The 15,763-nt window shown below is 62.0% G+C and carries 20 protein-coding genes and 1 pseudogene; 12 read left to right on the plus strand and 9 right to left on the minus strand.

Annotated features, from left to right (window positions below; genetic code table 11):
* Positions 1-9: 9 nt before the first annotated feature.
* Positions 10-870, minus strand: coding sequence for a spermidine synthase (locus ABX74_RS00495; RefSeq protein ID WP_029255610.1), 861 nt, complete (start codon positions 868-870; stop codon positions 10-12).
* Positions 871-1,036: 166 nt separating this feature from the next.
* Between ABX74_RS00495 and ABX74_RS00500 the strand changes: the two genes are divergently transcribed.
* From ABX74_RS00500 to ABX74_RS00515, 4 genes are all read left to right on the plus strand, one after another.
* Positions 1,037-2,164: an NDMA-dependent alcohol dehydrogenase gene (locus tag ABX74_RS00500; RefSeq protein ID WP_047888015.1), complete on the plus strand. Its 1,128-nt coding sequence runs from the start codon at positions 1,037-1,039 to the stop codon at positions 2,162-2,164.
* A gap of 189 nt (positions 2,165-2,353) precedes the next feature.
* Positions 2,354-3,175: an alpha/beta fold hydrolase gene (locus tag ABX74_RS00505; protein ID WP_047887983.1), complete on the plus strand. Its 822-nt coding sequence runs from the start codon at positions 2,354-2,356 to the stop codon at positions 3,173-3,175.
* Between the two features lie 43 nt (positions 3,176-3,218).
* Positions 3,219-4,250 (plus strand): cupin domain-containing protein, encoded by a 1,032-nt coding sequence (locus ABX74_RS00510; RefSeq protein WP_047887984.1) that lies wholly within the window; start codon positions 3,219-3,221, stop codon positions 4,248-4,250.
* A gap of 18 nt (positions 4,251-4,268) precedes the next feature.
* Entirely contained in the window at positions 4,269-4,790 is a 522-nt protein-coding gene (locus ABX74_RS00515) for a hypothetical protein (RefSeq protein WP_021344626.1), read from the plus strand.
* A 48-nt stretch (positions 4,791-4,838) separates the two neighbouring features.
* Here the strand turns inward: ABX74_RS00515 and ABX74_RS00520 are convergent, their stop codons facing one another.
* Complete coding sequence (locus ABX74_RS00520) at positions 4,839-5,525, minus strand: GntR family transcriptional regulator (protein ID WP_021344625.1); 687 nt, start codon at positions 5,523-5,525, stop codon at positions 4,839-4,841.
* A 128-nt stretch (positions 5,526-5,653) separates the two neighbouring features.
* Between ABX74_RS00520 and ABX74_RS00525 the strand changes: the two genes are divergently transcribed.
* The 3 genes from ABX74_RS00525 to ABX74_RS00535 are packed head-to-tail and all read left to right on the plus strand — an operon-like array spanning position 5,654 to position 8,572.
* Positions 5,654-6,574, plus strand: coding sequence for a sulfurtransferase (locus ABX74_RS00525; RefSeq protein WP_082148433.1), 921 nt, complete (start codon positions 5,654-5,656; stop codon positions 6,572-6,574).
* A gap of 43 nt (positions 6,575-6,617) precedes the next feature.
* The gene (gene thiM / locus ABX74_RS00530) at positions 6,618-7,463 is read left to right on the plus strand and encodes a hydroxyethylthiazole kinase (protein WP_047887985.1); all 846 of its coding nucleotides are present in this window, start codon (positions 6,618-6,620) and stop codon (positions 7,461-7,463) included.
* Positions 7,463-8,572: an LLM class flavin-dependent oxidoreductase gene (locus ABX74_RS00535; RefSeq protein ID WP_047887986.1), complete on the plus strand. Its 1,110-nt coding sequence runs from the start codon at positions 7,463-7,465 to the stop codon at positions 8,570-8,572. The genes thiM and ABX74_RS00535 overlap by 1 nt, the downstream gene beginning before the upstream one ends.
* On the opposite strand, the gene ABX74_RS00540 is transcribed toward ABX74_RS00535, so the two are convergent.
* Both ABX74_RS00540 and ABX74_RS00545 read right to left on the minus strand, forming a co-directional pair.
* Positions 8,565-8,915, minus strand: coding sequence for an inorganic pyrophosphatase (locus tag ABX74_RS00540; protein WP_047887987.1), 351 nt, complete (start codon positions 8,913-8,915; stop codon positions 8,565-8,567). The genes ABX74_RS00535 and ABX74_RS00540 overlap by 8 nt on opposite strands.
* A 2-nt stretch (positions 8,916-8,917) precedes the next feature.
* A complete protein-coding gene (locus ABX74_RS00545) occupies positions 8,918-9,697 on the minus strand; it encodes a helix-turn-helix domain-containing protein (RefSeq protein ID WP_202022306.1) in 780 nt (259 codons plus the stop codon).
* A gap of 56 nt (positions 9,698-9,753) precedes the next feature.
* Between ABX74_RS00545 and ABX74_RS00550 the strand changes: the two genes are divergently transcribed.
* On the plus strand, positions 9,754-10,146 hold the full coding sequence (locus ABX74_RS00550; RefSeq protein ID WP_019748934.1) for a VOC family protein: 393 nt from the start codon (positions 9,754-9,756) through the stop codon (positions 10,144-10,146).
* Between the two features lie 72 nt (positions 10,147-10,218).
* Here the strand turns inward: ABX74_RS00550 and ABX74_RS00555 are convergent, their stop codons facing one another.
* From ABX74_RS00555 to ABX74_RS00575, 5 genes are all read right to left on the minus strand, one after another.
* Positions 10,219-11,262, minus strand: coding sequence for an alpha/beta hydrolase (locus ABX74_RS00555; protein WP_020969902.1), 1,044 nt, complete (start codon positions 11,260-11,262; stop codon positions 10,219-10,221).
* Between the two features lie 150 nt (positions 11,263-11,412).
* Complete coding sequence (locus tag ABX74_RS00560; protein ID WP_020908124.1) at positions 11,413-11,778, minus strand: DUF3349 domain-containing protein; 366 nt, start codon at positions 11,776-11,778, stop codon at positions 11,413-11,415.
* 11 nt (positions 11,779-11,789) lie between these two features.
* Positions 11,790-12,116, minus strand: coding sequence for a DUF3349 domain-containing protein (locus ABX74_RS00565; protein WP_020908123.1), 327 nt, complete (start codon positions 12,114-12,116; stop codon positions 11,790-11,792).
* A gap of 34 nt (positions 12,117-12,150) precedes the next feature.
* Positions 12,151-12,432: a hypothetical protein gene (locus ABX74_RS00570; RefSeq protein WP_003941641.1), complete on the minus strand. Its 282-nt coding sequence runs from the start codon at positions 12,430-12,432 to the stop codon at positions 12,151-12,153.
* Positions 12,433-12,446: 14 nt separating this feature from the next.
* The gene (locus tag ABX74_RS00575; protein WP_047887988.1) at positions 12,447-13,634 is read right to left on the minus strand and encodes an inorganic phosphate transporter; all 1,188 of its coding nucleotides are present in this window, start codon (positions 13,632-13,634) and stop codon (positions 12,447-12,449) included.
* Between the two features lie 183 nt (positions 13,635-13,817).
* On the opposite strand from ABX74_RS00575, the gene ABX74_RS00580 reads away from it, so the two are divergent.
* From ABX74_RS00580 to ABX74_RS00595, 4 genes and pseudogenes are all read left to right on the plus strand, one after another.
* Positions 13,818-14,126: a pyridoxamine 5'-phosphate oxidase family protein gene (locus ABX74_RS00580; RefSeq protein WP_019748929.1), complete on the plus strand. Its 309-nt coding sequence runs from the start codon at positions 13,818-13,820 to the stop codon at positions 14,124-14,126.
* A 96-nt stretch (positions 14,127-14,222) separates the two neighbouring features.
* The gene (locus ABX74_RS00585) at positions 14,223-14,681 is read left to right on the plus strand and encodes a DUF5994 family protein (RefSeq protein ID WP_003941615.1); all 459 of its coding nucleotides are present in this window, start codon (positions 14,223-14,225) and stop codon (positions 14,679-14,681) included.
* Positions 14,682-15,001: 320 nt separating this feature from the next.
* The gene (locus tag ABX74_RS00590) at positions 15,002-15,274 is read left to right on the plus strand and encodes a hypothetical protein (protein ID WP_223257792.1); all 273 of its coding nucleotides are present in this window, start codon (positions 15,002-15,004) and stop codon (positions 15,272-15,274) included.
* Positions 15,275-15,450: 176 nt separating this feature from the next.
* Positions 15,451-15,733: pseudogene (locus ABX74_RS00595) on the plus strand (ATP-binding protein); the annotation flags it as partial.
* Positions 15,734-15,763: the final 30 nt, after the last annotated feature.

A 15,763-nucleotide genomic window follows, 5' to 3' on the forward strand; every position in this document is an offset into this window, starting at 1 on the left:
CGTTTTCGCTCAGTCCTGCCGAACCGGCGCGTTCGCGGCGAACTTGCGGACTTCGGCGTCCTGCCACACGTGGGCGGGAACGCCGCCGCCGAGTAGCTCGCGCGCGAGCGCGGGTTGCCCGCCGATCGGTACGTCGCTGCCCGCGATGATCATGTTGCCGTAGCGGCGGCCCTTGAGCATCGCGGGATCGGCGATGATCGCCATGTGTTCGAACTGCGCACCGATCGTTGCGGCTTCACTGCGCGCGCCCTGAAGATCCGGGGTGTCGCCGCAGTTGACGATGTAGATACCGCCCGGTGCCAGCACGCGTCGTACGTGGGTGGTGAATTGCGCTGTCGTCAGCGGAGTCGGAGTTGTGTTGCCGGCAAAGACATCTCGAATCACGACGTCTCGGGTGGATTCGGTGAGAGTTTCGGTGACGGCGCGGGCTTCACCGACACGAATGCGCAGCAGCGGTGCGCGCGGTAGGTCGAACCAATCGCGCACCAGTTCGGCCAGGGCGCCGTCGATTTCGACAACCACCTGACGCGCGTCGGGGTAGGTGGCGGCGAAGTACCTGGCCATTGAGCAGGCTCCGCCGCCGAGATGCAGAACCCGCAGACGCTCGGTCTTGTCACGTTCGGAATCGACCAGATGCGCGATCCACCGCATGTACTCGAAATCGAGCACCGTCGGATCTGCGACGTTCACGTGGGAACTGGGCACTCCGTTGATCTGGATGATCCAGCTGTCGTCGGAGTACTGGTCGCGGACAAGCTCGCACGTCCCGGTATCGATCGGAAAAGTACCGGCGACGGGACCGGACTCGCCTCGCTCGGGAGTACCGCTGCGAGTTCTTGTCTTGCGAGTTCCCTTGGCCACTGTGTTGATACTAGCCGTGCGCGTTTCCGGTAGCGCCGAGTACCAAAAAGGCGCACGGACCGGCGGTATTCTCGAGTAGTTTCAGGCACACTCGTAGGTGGAGTGTGATCGGCGACACAAATGCCGGCGCGTTCTTTCGTCGTCCGTGCATCACGAAGAATTTCGAGGAGTGCAGGTGAAGGTCAAGGCAGCGGTAGTCAAGGCGCCAGGTCAGGCATGGGAGATCGAAGAGGTCGAGCTGGGGGACCCCGTCTCGGGTGAGGTACAGGTCCGACTCGCCGCATCGGGGCTGTGCCATTCGGACGAACATTTGCGTACGGGCGCCAGCCCGCTGCCCTTCTACCCGGCCTTGGGCGGGCACGAAGGCGCCGGAGTAGTGACGAAGGTCGGCCCGGGTGTCGCGAGCGTCGAAGAAGGCGACCACGTGGTTCTCGCCTTCATTCCGGCGTGCGGACGTTGTCCGTCTTGCGCGAAGGGTTTGCAGAACATCTGCGACGAGGGAGCCGGCCTGTTGACCGGGCAGGCGATCTCGGACAAGACGTACCGCGTCACCCTCAACGACGAGCCGGTCATCCAGATGTGCCTGCTCGGGACATTTTCGCCGTACGTGACCGTCAACGAGGCGTCGGTGATCAAGATCGAGAAGGACATCCCGCTCGACAAGGCGGCCTTGCTCGGCTGCGGTGTTGCCACCGGTTGGGGATCGGCCACCGCGATCGGTGGAGCCAAGGTCGGTGACACGGTGGTGGTCGTCGGCGTCGGCGGCGTCGGAATCAACTCGGTGCAGGGTGCGGCGTCAGCCGGAGCACGATTTGTGATCGCGATCGATCCCGTCGAGTTCAAGCGTGACAAGGCAAAGGAATTCGGCGCCACACACACGTTTGCCTCCCTCGCGGAAGCGCTACCGGTGATCGGCGAGATCACCTGGGGCAAGATGGCCGACGTCACCGTGATCACCGTGGGCGAGATTCACGGCGACATCATTCAGCCCGCGCTCAGCGCGACGGGCAAGGGCGGGCAGGTCGTGGTCGTCGGAATGGGGCACTACGCGGATTCGCAGGTGACGCTCAGCCTCTTCGAGCTGACCCTTCTACAGAAGCGTTTGCAGGGAGCTATCTTCGGCGGGGTAGGACCACGGTCCCAGATTCCCAAGTTGCTCGATCACTACCGAAGCGGCGCACTCAAACTCGACGAGTTGGTGACCAAGACCTACAAGCTCGAGGAGATCAACGAGGGTTACGCCGACATGCTCGAGGGAAAGAACCTGCGCGGAATGATCGTCTACACGGAGGACGATTACTGATCGTTCCCCCTCTGACTGAAGGGTCCGGCCCGACACCACACTTCGTGGTGTCGGGCCGGAGTCGTCTGCCCCCATGCAGATTTCTGTCGATCGATGAGTCGACTGCCCCCGTAGTGGGCACTCGCAGAGTGAGGAAACCGGGCGCCGCGTCCGGACCTCAGTCCACGACTCGACAGAGAAGAGCAGAACATGCCCTACATCACCACTTCCGACGGAACCGAGATCTACTACACCGAGCACGGCGTCGGCCGGCCGATCGTCCTCAGCCACGGGTGGCCGCTGAGTTCTGACGCGTGGCAGGTCGAGATGAAGCTGTTCGCCGACGCCGGATACCGGACCATCGCGCACGATCGTCGAGGGCACGGTCGCTCGTCGAAGACGTACACCGGCAACGACATGGATACATATGCCAAGGACCTGGCTGAGCTGATCGACACACTCGACCTGAAAGACCTGATCCTGGTGGGCCATTCGACCGGCGGCGGGGAAGTGGTCCGTTACGCGGCGCAGCACGGCAAAGGGCGTGTGGCCAAGGTGATCACCGCCGGCGCCGTTCCGCCGATCATGGTCAAGTCGGACGGCAACCCCGAAGGCACACCGATCGAGGTGTTCGACGGCATTCGTGAGGGAGTTCTGCGAGATCGATCGCAGTTCTACAAGGATCTCAGCGAGAGCTTCTACGGCGCGAACCGCGAAGGGGCCGACGTCTCGCAAGGGGCGAAGGACGACTTCTGGCGACAGGGGATGTTGGTCAACCTCGCCGCGGCCTACGACTGCATCAAGGCATTCTCGGAGACGGATCAGACCTCCGATCTCGAAGCCATCGACGTTCCGTTCCTCATCGCTCAGGGCGACGACGATCAGATCGTGCCGATCGGCGCAGCGGCGGAGAAGGCGATCAAGCTGGTGAAGAAGGGCACGCTGAAGGTGTATCCGGGCGCACCGCACGGAATTTGCGGCTCGTATCAGGAGACCCTGGACCGGGACATTCTTGCCTTCATCGAGGACTGACGTCAGCGATTCGGAAGGATAAGAGTCGAACGGATCAAAGGCCATGTCCACACACGTTGCCTCGCTGCGCGATGGTCCCAGTGTCTTCGAGAACGAACTCGGATCGATCTCGCAACTCGACACGAGTTCGTTGCCGATCCTGTCCGGTCTGTCGATCAAACGAATTGTTCTCGGCCCCGGTGCGATCCGCGAACCACAATGGAACGTCAACGCGAACCAGATCGCCTACGTCACCAGCGGAACCGTGCTCGTCTCGATGTTGGGCAATGCCGACGAGTTCGCCAGTTTCGTGGTGCGAACGGGGCAGATGTATCACGTCGAATCCGGCGCGATTTATCACATCGAGAATGTCGGAGAGGAGGAGGCGGAGATCATCGCTGCCCTGCGTACTTCACTCCCGCAGCACTTTTCGTTGCAGAGTAGCGTCAGCGCAATGTCGAACGCGGTGCTCGGCAATACCTACGACCTCGCCGCGTCAGCCTTCGACGTCTTCGGTAGGGCCGATGCGTCCCAGATAGTTCGGCGGGACGGCGCCGCCGTCGTTCCCGATACCGCCGGCTTTCCCAACGCGCATCTCTTCGATCTCGACGGCCAGATCGCGCCCCTCGCATACCCGTACGGACAGGCGAAAGTGGCACGCAAGCAGTATTGGGCGGCGCTGGAGGATCTTTCGATGTACTCGTTGACTATTCGCGAGAGTGGAATGCGTGAGCCACACTGGCATCCCGTCACTGCCGAAATGGGATACGTGCATCGTGGTCACGGGCGGATGACGGTCCTCGATCCGGACGGTTCGCTCGACACCTACCTACTGGAGCCCGGTCAGGTGTATTTCGTTCCGCGTGCCTATCCCCATCACATCGAGGTTCTAGGTGACGAGGACATCAACTTCCTCATCTTCTTCGACCAGCCGACGCCGGGCGACATAGGCTACCGTGCAACGGCTTCCGCGTTCTCGCGCGGCGTTCTCTCGGCCTCGTTCGGTGTTCCGGAACGCGATCTGCCGCAATTTCCTTTCACGCCGGTCGATCCGCTCATTGTCTCGCGTAACAATCCGATCGACCGCCAGCACTGACCGGCAAGGACGCCCATCATGACCGACTCGCTGATCGTGACCGATCACGGTACGACGCTCGACTTCACGTACGACGATGCTCTGCGCTATCACGGGCCGCAGGCGCCGGGAGGCGTGGCGCATGCCTACAAAGTCCTCGAGCGCGCACTCGGTGTGCTCGGCGGGGAAGGCTCCGTCGAGCGTCGCGAGTTGGTCGTCACCACTGCACACGGCGGACCAGGAGTGCGCGACGCGTTCGAGTTGGTCACGCGCGCAGTGACCGAAGGGCGGTACACCGTCGACAGTTCCCTGGCCCGGCCTGAACGAGGAAATACGCTCGCACTGTATGTCTTTCGGGTCGGCTATCGCGGCGCGAGCGCCACGCTGACTGTTCGGGAGGGATTTGTCGTCGACGAGTTGATCACTCTCTCCCGCCAGACTGACCGGACAGCCGAAGACGAGTCACGGCTGACAGTGCTCAAACAGGAGATGGCGGACCGAGTGATGTCGAGCCCGGCCGAGAGCGTGTACGACGTCGAGATCGGCACGCTCCCCGCCTGACTGACGGCGGCGTAGGCGTCAGTGTGCAGAACTCGGGGCTGTCTGAAGTCAGCGGCTGGCGAACATCCTTATCCGCTGGTCGCGACTGCGCTCGAGATGGTTGCGCATGTGGCCACGCGCGGACGATTCGTCCCTGGCGCGGATGGCGTTCAGGATCTCTTGATGTTCCGAATTGAGCAGGTCCGGTTCGCCGTAGTTCGACGGCGGGCCGCTGTCGTAGATTCGCAATTGGGTGGTGAGGCGGATCAGCAGTGCCGTGATCGTGGAATTGTGGGCGGCCTGCCAGAGGGCCTCGTGAAACTTGAAGTTCCCGGAACGCGCCTCGGTGCCTTCGGTTGCAGTGCAGCAGAACTCGTGTAATCCGTCCAGGCGAGCAAGGTCGAGATCGCTGTGGCGTAGTGCCGCGGCGCCTGCCGCTTCCGATTCGAGAGCTACCCGCGCCGCGTAGATCTCGATGACGTCCTCGGGTGTGCCGGAACGGACACGAAAACCGCGAGCGGCTCGTTCGAGTAGTCCGTCGTGTGCGAGCCAGTTGAGTGCTTCCCGGATCGGGGTGCGGGATGCGCCGTACGATTCGCACAATTGAGTCTCGTGCAGCGGAGCGCCCTGGGGGAACTTGCCGGCCAGGATGTCGGCTCGCAGGCGCAGGTACTGCCGCGAGGTCTGATCGGACCGGCCGAGCGCAGCCTCCGGCACCAGCAGATCGGTGGTGCTCGTATCGGCGTCGAGATCCATGTGTCCCCATTCCTGTGCATGCAAGTAGAGCGCGTTCGATTATGCCATCGACGACGAGTGAGTACTTGCGTATACGCTAGTACTCATTTAGGTTCGTGCTTGTTCGTTTCCGAGGGAGAGGGTCCGAAGTGGCTGGAGAGACCGCGTCGCCGCTGGTGAGTGCCGCTGAACTCGACGCGATGTGGCGTGAGGGAGGCGTCGCCGTGCTCGACGCGACGGTTCATTTTCCTCCCGCGCGATTTGACGGCGACTACCGCCCGGAATCCGGATACGGCGGCTGGGTCTCCTCGCACATCCCGGGTTCGCGACATGTCGACCTCATGGACGTCTTCTCCGAAAGGGAAGCGGCGCTGCATTTCACACGCCCGTCAACGGAGCAGTTGGTTTCCGATCTCCAATCCAGTGGTATCGAGCCGGGCGCGACAATCGTGATCTACGACCAGGGATCGACCACCTGGGCATCACGGCTCTGGTGGGTGTTTCGCAACGCCGGCATCGAAGCAAGAGTTCTCGACGGTGGCCTCGCCGAATGGACTCGACGCGGCTTCGCGCTCGCGAGCGGCGACGACGAAACCCACACGTCGGCGTCGACGCGTTGGAGCGTGACGGATCTGGGTCTGTGGGTCGATTTACCTCGCGTTGCGTCGCTGTCCAGCGGAGGCGAAGCCGGAACGCTGGTGTGCGCTCTCGCGCCTGAGCAGTACGAGGGAACCGAGAAGACGCGATACTCGCGACGCGGACACATTCCGTCAAGCGTGAATCTGTCCGCGAAGAGTCTTCTCGACTCCGACTCCCGGATGCTTCCGGTCGAGAAAGTCTTGTCGAAATCGGCCGACGTTCTACCAACCGCCACCGGCCCTGTCGTGATCTATTGCGGTGGCGGAGTTTCGGCGTGTTTGACCGCACTTGCGCTGATCCGCAGCGGCCACGCGGACGTCAAAGTCTACGACGGTTCGTTAGAGGAATGGACTGCAGATCCGGTTTTGCCGATGGTTGTCGGCAGTGAGCCCGGTGGCGCGAATCCGGATGTGCGATGTCCGCGGTCCTGAATCGCCGCAGTCCCCAAATACCTCCCGTCCTGAAGGAATTCTCATGTCTGACACTGTCTCTGTCGAAACCGTCGCGTCGGCGATCGACGCACTCCGCGATCAGGTACCGCTCGTCCAGTCGCTGACGAACATCGTTTCGGCGAACTTCTTGACCAATGTTCTGCTCGCTGCCGGCGCAAGCAACGCTCACATCGACAACGTTCATGAAGCGGGTGGGTTCGCTGCCATCGCCGGGGGAGTGCTCGTCAACCTCGGAACGCCGGACGACGGGACAGCCGAAGCCTTCCTGATTGCCGCAGAAGCGGCCCGAACTGCCGGTACGCCATGGGTTTTGGATCCAGTCGGTGTCGGCGGACTACCCTGGCGGAGCGGTATCGCTGTGGATCTGCTGCGCTTTCACCCCAGCGCCATCCGCGGGAACGCATCGGAGATCATCGCTCTGGCCGGACTCGGCGGTGACACCCGCGGCGTCGACAGTGCCTCCGACTCCGCCGACGCAGTGCCCGCCTCTCTGTCACTTCTGAAGCATGCGGGTGCCGTGTCGGCATCGGGCCCGGTCGACTACATCGTCGGCCGCGATCGTGGCGGCGACGTTCGGGGCATCCGAGTCTCCGGTGGCAGCGCTCTGTTGCCGCGCGTGACCAGTACCGGTTGCTCTCTGGGAGGCCTGGTCGCTGCCTACCTCGCCGTGACGCCGACCGCGCTTGACGGATTGGTTGCCGCGCATACGCATGTTGCCGTGGCATCGGAGATCGCCGAGGAAAATGCCTCAGGTCCTGGTTCTTTCGCGGTCGCGTACCTCGACGCGCTCTACACCGTGAATGCGGACACCATCCGCTCACGTGCCCGAATCGAATCGTTCGACCTGCCGGCTGGAGTGCAGAACTGATGGGCGTCAAGACATTCTGGTATCTCACCCAGGCCGACGGGGACTACCCGTGGAGCCCCGCTGGGCTGTTCCCCGTGGACGGGGCCAGGCAGATCGAGCTCGCGAAGACCATCGACGACGGCGGATTCGAAGGTGCGCTTGTTGCCACCTGGCCGAACGATCCGTTCATTTCGGCGACGTGGGCGGCAGCGCACACCACGCGCATGAAGTTCCTTGTCGCCGTCTACGCGAACATGACGCCGGCGCGACTGCTGGCGGAGAAGGCATTGACTTTCGACGCCTTCAGCGGTGGCCGACTGTTGATCAACTCGGTCAACGGACGCGAAAACATCCTGACCAAGTACGACATGAACGTGCCCCACGACGAGCGTTACGAGTTGGGGGAGCAGTACTGGGCGGACTTCCGCCGCATCTACGCCGAAGGCACGGAGTCGAACTTTCCCAACACACCACTGCGTATCGATGCGCCCGCTGGGCATCAGGTTCCGCTGTGGGGTACCGGTGATTCGCCTGCAGGCCTGGCGAATTCAGGCAAGGTGCTCGACACCTATCTGGCGATGTTGCGCGAGACTTCGTTCATCGAAGACAAATTCTCTGCCGCACGGGCGGCGGCGGAGGCAGCCGGGCGCGAGTTCACCGACTTCGGTGCGCTGACCGGGGTGATCGTTCGCCCCACCAAGGCGCAGGCGCACGACCGGTTCCGTTCGTTGTTCGAGAAGACGGGCGTCGAGCAGATCGCTCATGTCTTGGACAACGCAGTGCGTCGTCGTACTCAGGGGAAGCAAGACCTCAAGACTTTCACCGCTCGCGACGCACAGCGACAGGGCTGGGCCGACAAGATTGCTTCCGGCCGACTTCCGGAACCGGAGGAGTTGTACGTCGGTGACGGGCTGTACGCGGGTATCACAGCGTGGTCGCCTCTCGACATCTTCGGCACCGGGTCATCGGCGGTGTACTACGTCGGCGATCCCGATTCGATCACGGACTCGGTACGCACGCTTCGCGGCCGAACCGGTTTGACTGCACTGATCCTGGCAGGTTGGCCGCTGATCGAGGAAGCGAAGTGGGTTGCGGAGCATCTTGTTCCGCGATTCGACGAACTCAGCTGACTTCGCGCCGCAAGACAGTGGTACCGAGACCCAAAGTGTCGCGGAGAAATGCTGCGGCAGTGCCGATTTCATCGGCAGTGCAGTCGAGAAGGATCTTGACTTCCACGTCCTTCTTGTCGATGTCGGCAATAACGGCCATGGCAACAACGCCGTTGCCGACGGCAGAGCCTCGGAACAGATCGATCCCGTCGCCGTCCGCGCTGACGGTCCCGTCGAGATAGCCGTAATCGAGCGGATAAATCGCAGCGGGGTAACGCGGGTGTGCCGACCCTCGGGGGCGATCGATCACGACAGTTGACGTGGCAGTCAGGTGATCGAGGGCGGAGAACAGGTCTTCGCTCATCGTTATCGGTGCTCGCGCAGTAGCTGAGTCGGTGTCAGGCCTGTCAGCGCTCGCGTATCGCGCGCGAGGTGGGCTTGGTCGGCGTAGCCGGCGCGACCGGCCAGCGACGACAGCGTGAGATTTGCATCGCGGCTGAGAGTCAACACGTCCTGGATACGTTGCACTTTCTGAATCATTTTGGGGGACAGCCCGATCGACGACGTGATCGAGCGTCGAAAATGACGTTCGGAAACACCGAGGTCTGCGGCGATCTCTCGTATCGGAGTCGAAGGGGAGGAGATGAGCGCGGAGTAACCACGCTCGATTCCGTGGTCGGGTTCCAGTCCGCGCCACAACTGGCCCAGTAGGTGAGCGTCGACTGCCTCGTGGCTAAGGGCGTCGGCAAGTACCCGCGCTTGTCTGGAAGTGAGGATGTCGTCGAAGGCGATCTTCGAATCCTGCACCGCGTCGGCCGCTGTGCCGAGCAGGCTCCGCAGAGCCGGCGGATTGATCCGGATGCCCCACATGGTTGTACCGGCGGCGACCGAAACCAGATCGGCACCGGTTGCGGGTCCGACGAGCCACGACTTTCCGGTGCTGTCGACGATGAAGTCTGCGCAGAGATCGGGAAGAATCCGCTTTGCCTCCGTGGGCGCATGGGGGTCAGTAGTGCTTTTCCACGCGCAACTGAAGAGGCCGGCCGAACCGGTGATCCGAGTCTCGACATAGGTGTGGCCGTTTTGTTCAAGACTCGACGCTACCGTCCGACTACCGTCAAGAGCGAGGGTGTCAGTGCCGGTCATCAGATCATCGTCACACACTCGCCGATCACTTCTCGACCCGAAACAGGAGAAATACCGTGTCCGTCTCTCCGAGACTCGATCTCGTCGGAATCGTCACCAACGATCTCGCGCGTTCCCTCGCGTTCTACCGAACCCTCGGGCTCGACATTCCGGAAACACCCGCTGACGCTCCACACGTGGAGTTCACTTTCGACAGTGGGCTTCGGCTGGCCTGGGACGCGCTGTCCACCATCGCGAGCTTCGATCCTGACTTCGTTGTCGGGGAAGGTCGACACCCCGTCGCTTTGGCCTTCGATTTCGGGACACCCGCTGCAGTCGACGAGGCGTATCAGCGCATCACAGCCGACTTCCCCGGACACAAAGAGCCATTTGATGCCGTGTGGGGCCAGCGTTACGCCGTTCTTCTCGATCCCGACGGCAATACCGTGGATCTCTTTGCCGCGCTCTGATTTCGAACGACGCAGACCCCGACCGAAATTCGGTCGGGGCCTGCGATTGTCGGTGATCGAGTCGTTGTCAGTTCACCAAGCGTTGAGGGTGTCGAGGATCTGGCCTCGGGCCTTCCACAGTTCCGCGCCCCAGTACGGCCACGAGTGAGTGCCGTTGGCCGGGAAGCTGTACGTTGCCGGAATTCCCAGGGAGTTCATGCGCAGCTGGAATGCCCGTGAGTTCATCAGGGCAAGGGCTTCGAGGCCGATGGCGCTACCGGTATTCACGAAGTCGACGGGACGACGCGGTTGATCGAACTGCCCGGGTAGGCCGCTCGCGGCGGAGATGTACAGAGAGAGCCCAGCCAGCTCGGGTGCAAACACGAAGGGGTCGTTGCGGAGCCAAGCGGGGTTCCATGGCGGTCCCCACATGGCATCGACATTGAAGGACCCTGCGCTGACCATGGCCACGCGGATTGCTTCACGCATGCCGGGAGCTGAGATGTTGAGGTATCCCGAGAGCGATCCGGCGAACTTGAACTGATCGCGGTGATAGGCGGCGAGCGTCAGTGCCGCGCTGCCACCCATGGACAATCCGAGCACACCGTTGTTGGTTCGGGAGACGCCGCGCGATTCCAGATATGCGGGAAGTTCCTGGGTGAGGAAGGTTTCCCATTTGTACGTGACCGGCTGGCGATTCAAATTGCTGTTCGCATACCAGTCGGAGTAAAAGCTGGACTGCCCGCCGACCGGCATGACCAGGGTGACGTTGTCGCCGCGATACTGCTCGAGAGCGTTGGTCTCGAAACTCCATGCGTTTCGGTCGTCGCGTGCTCGTAGACCGTCGAGAAGATAGAGCGCCGCGTTGCCGCCGCGCGAAGCCCACTGGATCTGAACCTTGATCGGCCCCATCGAGGAGTCGACGAACACTTCCTCGTATCCACCGGCCGGGGCGGTGCGCGCGGGCGCTGCGGTCGCTACTGATCCGCTGATCAGGCCTGCGGTCAGGGGGAGTGCGAGTGCTGTCGCGGCGAGGCCGAGGATCCGACGCTTGATTCGTTTCGAAATGCGGTTTCTCGAATCATCCGGGTTCGAAATATCTGGGTTCTTCGCCAAATCTGTGTGAGCCTCGTGCATGTATTACTCCCGCCCCAAAGGTGCTTGCACACCGAAATCCGACCGAGCCCCCCGAGGCACGGAATTCCTGATGACACTAAGTGGTCTGTATTGACGTCGACGGCTCCGTTACCGTTTCGTTATCAAACTGGTCTGATTCAGGTAGTGCCGTCATGCGTCGTCGACCGGAGGTTGCGCGTCGATTTGCCACCCTCCACGAATCAGGTGTTCACGTACCCGGGCGACGTCCGATTCGTGCGGAATATCGTCGGTGACCTTGGTGATGAGGACGCCGATGTCGATCGGATCGACCGAACCGGGAAAGTCGATCGGATCGACCGAACCGGGAAAGTCGATCGGATCGACCGGAACCGGAAAGTCGGCGACGAGATCGTCGGCAAGAACGGCGATCTCGTCGTCGGACAGTTGTCGCCGGAGCAGGGCCATCAAAGGGACGTAGTCCTGCTCCGGCACGCCGTTCGGATACCCGGCACGCAGCCAGCCGAGTATCGAAGCCAGAAGTGGTGGAAGACTCAACGAATCGAGCTTCAGTCGTTGTCGAGATCAGCGAGGGGCCACCCGGCGGCGGCCAGGACGGAGGCAACGCGCGCGATGTCCTCGTCCGAGGGAGTCTGACTCGTCAGATCGGCGATCTGAGCGCTGATCTCGTCGCTAGAGATCACCTGGTCGCTGTTGACGTCGCTCAGTTCTGCGAGTGCAGCGCCGATGGCAATGTCTCGAATTTGCGCGTCCGAGAGCTTGCGTCGTAGCAATGCGACCAGCGGAATGCGGTCCTTGGGCGGTATGCCTTCGGGGTAGCCGGCGCGAAGCCATTCCAGAATGGACTGAGGAAGGGATGGAGTCGGTGCAGTCACGGTGATGTCTTTCCGCTCGTGAGGGCGCAAGGGATCAGAAGATCTCGATGCCGAATGTGTGGCTGAGGAAGCCCTGCATGATGAAGAGGATTCCGGTGACGATTGCGATGAGCACTACCGCGAAGCACACCACTGCGCCTGCCACGGCCAACGGACTGCGAGCCGCGACGGCAGTGCTCCCGCCGCCACTGCCACGTTGCCCGGCATCGAGGGACTTCAGGCCGATTGCGAAGATCGCCGGAAGTCCGGCGCCAAGCAAGAGGCCGACAAGTACGACCTGCCAGAGCGAGTCGACGGTGTTTTTCAAGATATCCATGTCGATTCCCTCTTTCAGGCTTTGACGTCGGTGGTGACGCGGGCGTCCGGACCGGGGACCTCTGCAGGCACCAGGCCGCCGTCCCACTCGGCGTTGACGTTGCTCGGATCGATGGGCTCCTTGCGGGAGCGCAGATACATCCAACCGGCCAATGCGATGAGCACAGCGAAGACGACCAGGACACCGGGCAGGCCGCCGACGGTGTTGGCCAGTCCCCAGCACAGAGCGCCGACGATCGCAGCGGACGGGAGAGTGATCAACCAGGCGACCGCCATGCGTCCGGCGACGCCCCAACGAACCTCGGCGCCCTTGCGTCCCAGACCGGTTCCCATGATGGAACCCGTCGCCACATGGGTGGTCGAGAGTGGAAGACCGAGGTGGCTGGAGGTGAGAATGATGGCAGCAGAAGATGCTTCGGCCGCCATGCCCTGCGGCGCGGCGATCTCGACCAGGCCCTTGCCGAGTGTGCGGATGACTCGCCACCCGCCGAGGTAGGTTCCGGCAGCGATCGCGAGTGCGCAGGTGAGCTTGACCCAGAACGGCATGTCCGCGTCGGCGGAGATGGTTCCATGGGCGACCAAGGCGAGGAAGATGACGCCCATTGTCTTCTGAGCGTCGTTGGTGCCGTGGGCGAGGGAAACGAGTGAAGCCGAACCGATCTGGCCGAGTCGGAAACCCTTGTCCTTGGTTTCCTCACCGACGTTGGAGGTGATGCGGTAGATGAGCCAGGTTCCGGCCGCTGCAACCAAGCCGGCTACGACGGGAGCGAGAACTGCGGGGATGACAACCTTGCTGAGCACGCCGCTCCAGGCGACACCGCTCATTCCGAGGGACGCGATGGCGGCGCCGATCAGGCCGCCGAACAGTGCGTGTGAGGAACTCGAGGGGATGCCGAGCAACCACGTTGCCAGGTTCCAGATGATGCCGCCGACAAGGCCGGCGAAGACGATGGTGAGCAGCGCTTGGCCACCCACATTTCCGAGGTTCACCACGCCCTTGGCCACGGTGGCAGCAACCTCTACCGAGAGGAAAGCTCCGACCAGGTTCAAGGAAGCAGACAGAGCGACTGCCACCTTGGGCTTGAGGGCGCCGGTTGCAATCGACGTGGCCATAGCGTTGCCAGTGTCATGAAAACCGTTGGTGAAGTCGAACCCCAGAGCGGTTACGACGACGACGAGGAGAACGATGAGTTCCGCATTCACGAGAAGTCATGTTCCAACACCTGCGGGCCACAAATCGACCTGAGACGTGGTCGTTCCGCGACATTTCCATCACTCGGCACCTGTTGTTCATCTTCGTCCGGATAATTGTCCGTTTCGAAACGCGCGAGGCATAGAAAGTTCATTCGTGTGCATGGTCATGGAGTTTGTGGAGGCATACGCCAATTGCCGGACGGACGTATCGGGTTCTGGACTTCCTCGAAATCGGGTAAGGCCAAGCGGCTGCGGAACAACCCACGCGTCACCGTCGTGCCGTGCAACAACCACGGAAAGGTTGCCGACGGCTCTTTGCTGGTTGCCGGGACCGCTCACTTGGTGAGCGGCGGACCTGAATTCGACGAGATCCGCAGCAAAGTGAACGCGAAATACGGTGTGATGGTGCCTATTTCGAAATTCTTCAACACCCTCGGTCACATCGGTAATGGTCCGTTCCCGTACGGCGACACCGGCGTGATCATTTCCGTCGATGCGTAGTCGGGATTGCGCAGCGGAGTAGCCTGAAAGTATGGAACCCACGACCGGGCGCCTCTGCCTGACGGTTCCACGAATCCTCCGTTAAGGAGCCTCGTCATGGCGCACATCAGCACTCTCGACTATGCAATGGAAGCGCCGCAGCGCCATGTCGGGCAACCTTTCCCGTCGCCGACGCGGACTCCGCGGTTCCTGCTTCGTGGTCAAGGCGCCGTCAAGGCATCGGTAGACGGCGCATGGTTCCCATGGACCACCAACGTCACGGCGGAGCTTCACGATCTGATATCCGCACTTTCGCTGAGGTTGGGGCCGATCGCGCGGGTTGCGTTCGACTGGAACACGATCAGCAGCGCGCAGCGTCGTATCGACGAGGTCGACGGACTGGAAGTGCGGGGTCCGTACCCTGGCCAGCCTCACGATTTGATGTATCTCGACGACATCTATGGTCGTCAACTCGTTCTGATGATGATTCCGCCGTACACGGATCCGGACCGTGCGTACGAGATCATGCGGCGGTTGGTTGATCCTGGCCGTAGCGAAACCTATCGGGTGCAGTGAGATCTTTTCTGACGTGCGGGGTCGAATCTTTCGATTCCTGAACATGCGTCCAGTTTGTCTGGTTTGATGGTTCTCGTAACCACAATCTCAGGCGCATTCCTTCAGGTCAGCGCTTGGGCGCGGCAGCTTGACTCCCTGCCGTGTCGTCGGTCCGGCATGTCCACCACCCTCCCACTGTGCGTGAGCGCCGGATCGAATGAAGCCCCGCCCTCCCCACGGGGGTGGGGCTTCTACTTTGTTCGGGCTGAGCGGGGTTCGCATCGCCGAATCCGCCGGGTCGTTCGGAAGTTCGGGACGCCCTGGTCCGTAGCATCGCCACTGTGAACATTTCTCTACTCGGTGCGGCGGGGCTTCAGGACTGCGCCGACAGTGGAATGGACTGCATGGACGGATTCGGGGCGTTCGTTCTTCTGTACGGCGGCGGATTCATTCTCGCCTTGATATGGATTTCCCTGTGCCTTGTCGGAACGGCCGATGTGGTTTCCGTGTCCGGGCGAATCGGTGTGTGGCGAGCAGTCGCCTTCTTTTTCGGGATTTGGCTTGTGCCCATCGCCGGGTTGAGTGCATGGCTTGTTTTCCGACGCTCTCGTTAACTCGCGAAAGTGGAGTCGGAGAGGTAGACGCGCTTCCGGAGCCCGGTAACTTGTTGGATCCGAGGCGATTTGAAATGTGGCGAGAGGCTCTTGTCGATGCAGCAGGCGACAACGTCCATCCAGGCCATGCCGGAACTGGTTGGGCCTGGGCCAACTGGCAGTGGGTGGTCGGGACCGCCCGCTACGGCCGAGTGGATCTGCTCGGCATCGACGAACTCGGTTACATGGAACTCGACAAACGAGGCGCCGAGCTGCTTTTTCAGGTGTTGACCGAACGGGAGGAAAAGAACTCCGTCGCCATCGCCTCCAACGCGTCGTTCTCCGGCTGGACGACAACGTTCACCGAACCACGACTTTGCGCCGCCATCGTGGATCGGCTCACCTTGCGGCGGCAACATCATCGAAACCGCCACCGACTCTTACCGACTCGTCCACATCCGAGCTCAGCAATCCGCTTGATACACACAAGGTGGGTCCGGATCACGCCCC

The organism is Rhodococcus sp. ARP2 (assembly GCF_001029585.1).
In the GTDB taxonomy this organism is placed as follows: domain Bacteria; phylum Actinomycetota; class Actinomycetes; order Mycobacteriales; family Mycobacteriaceae; genus Rhodococcus_F; species Rhodococcus_F erythropolis.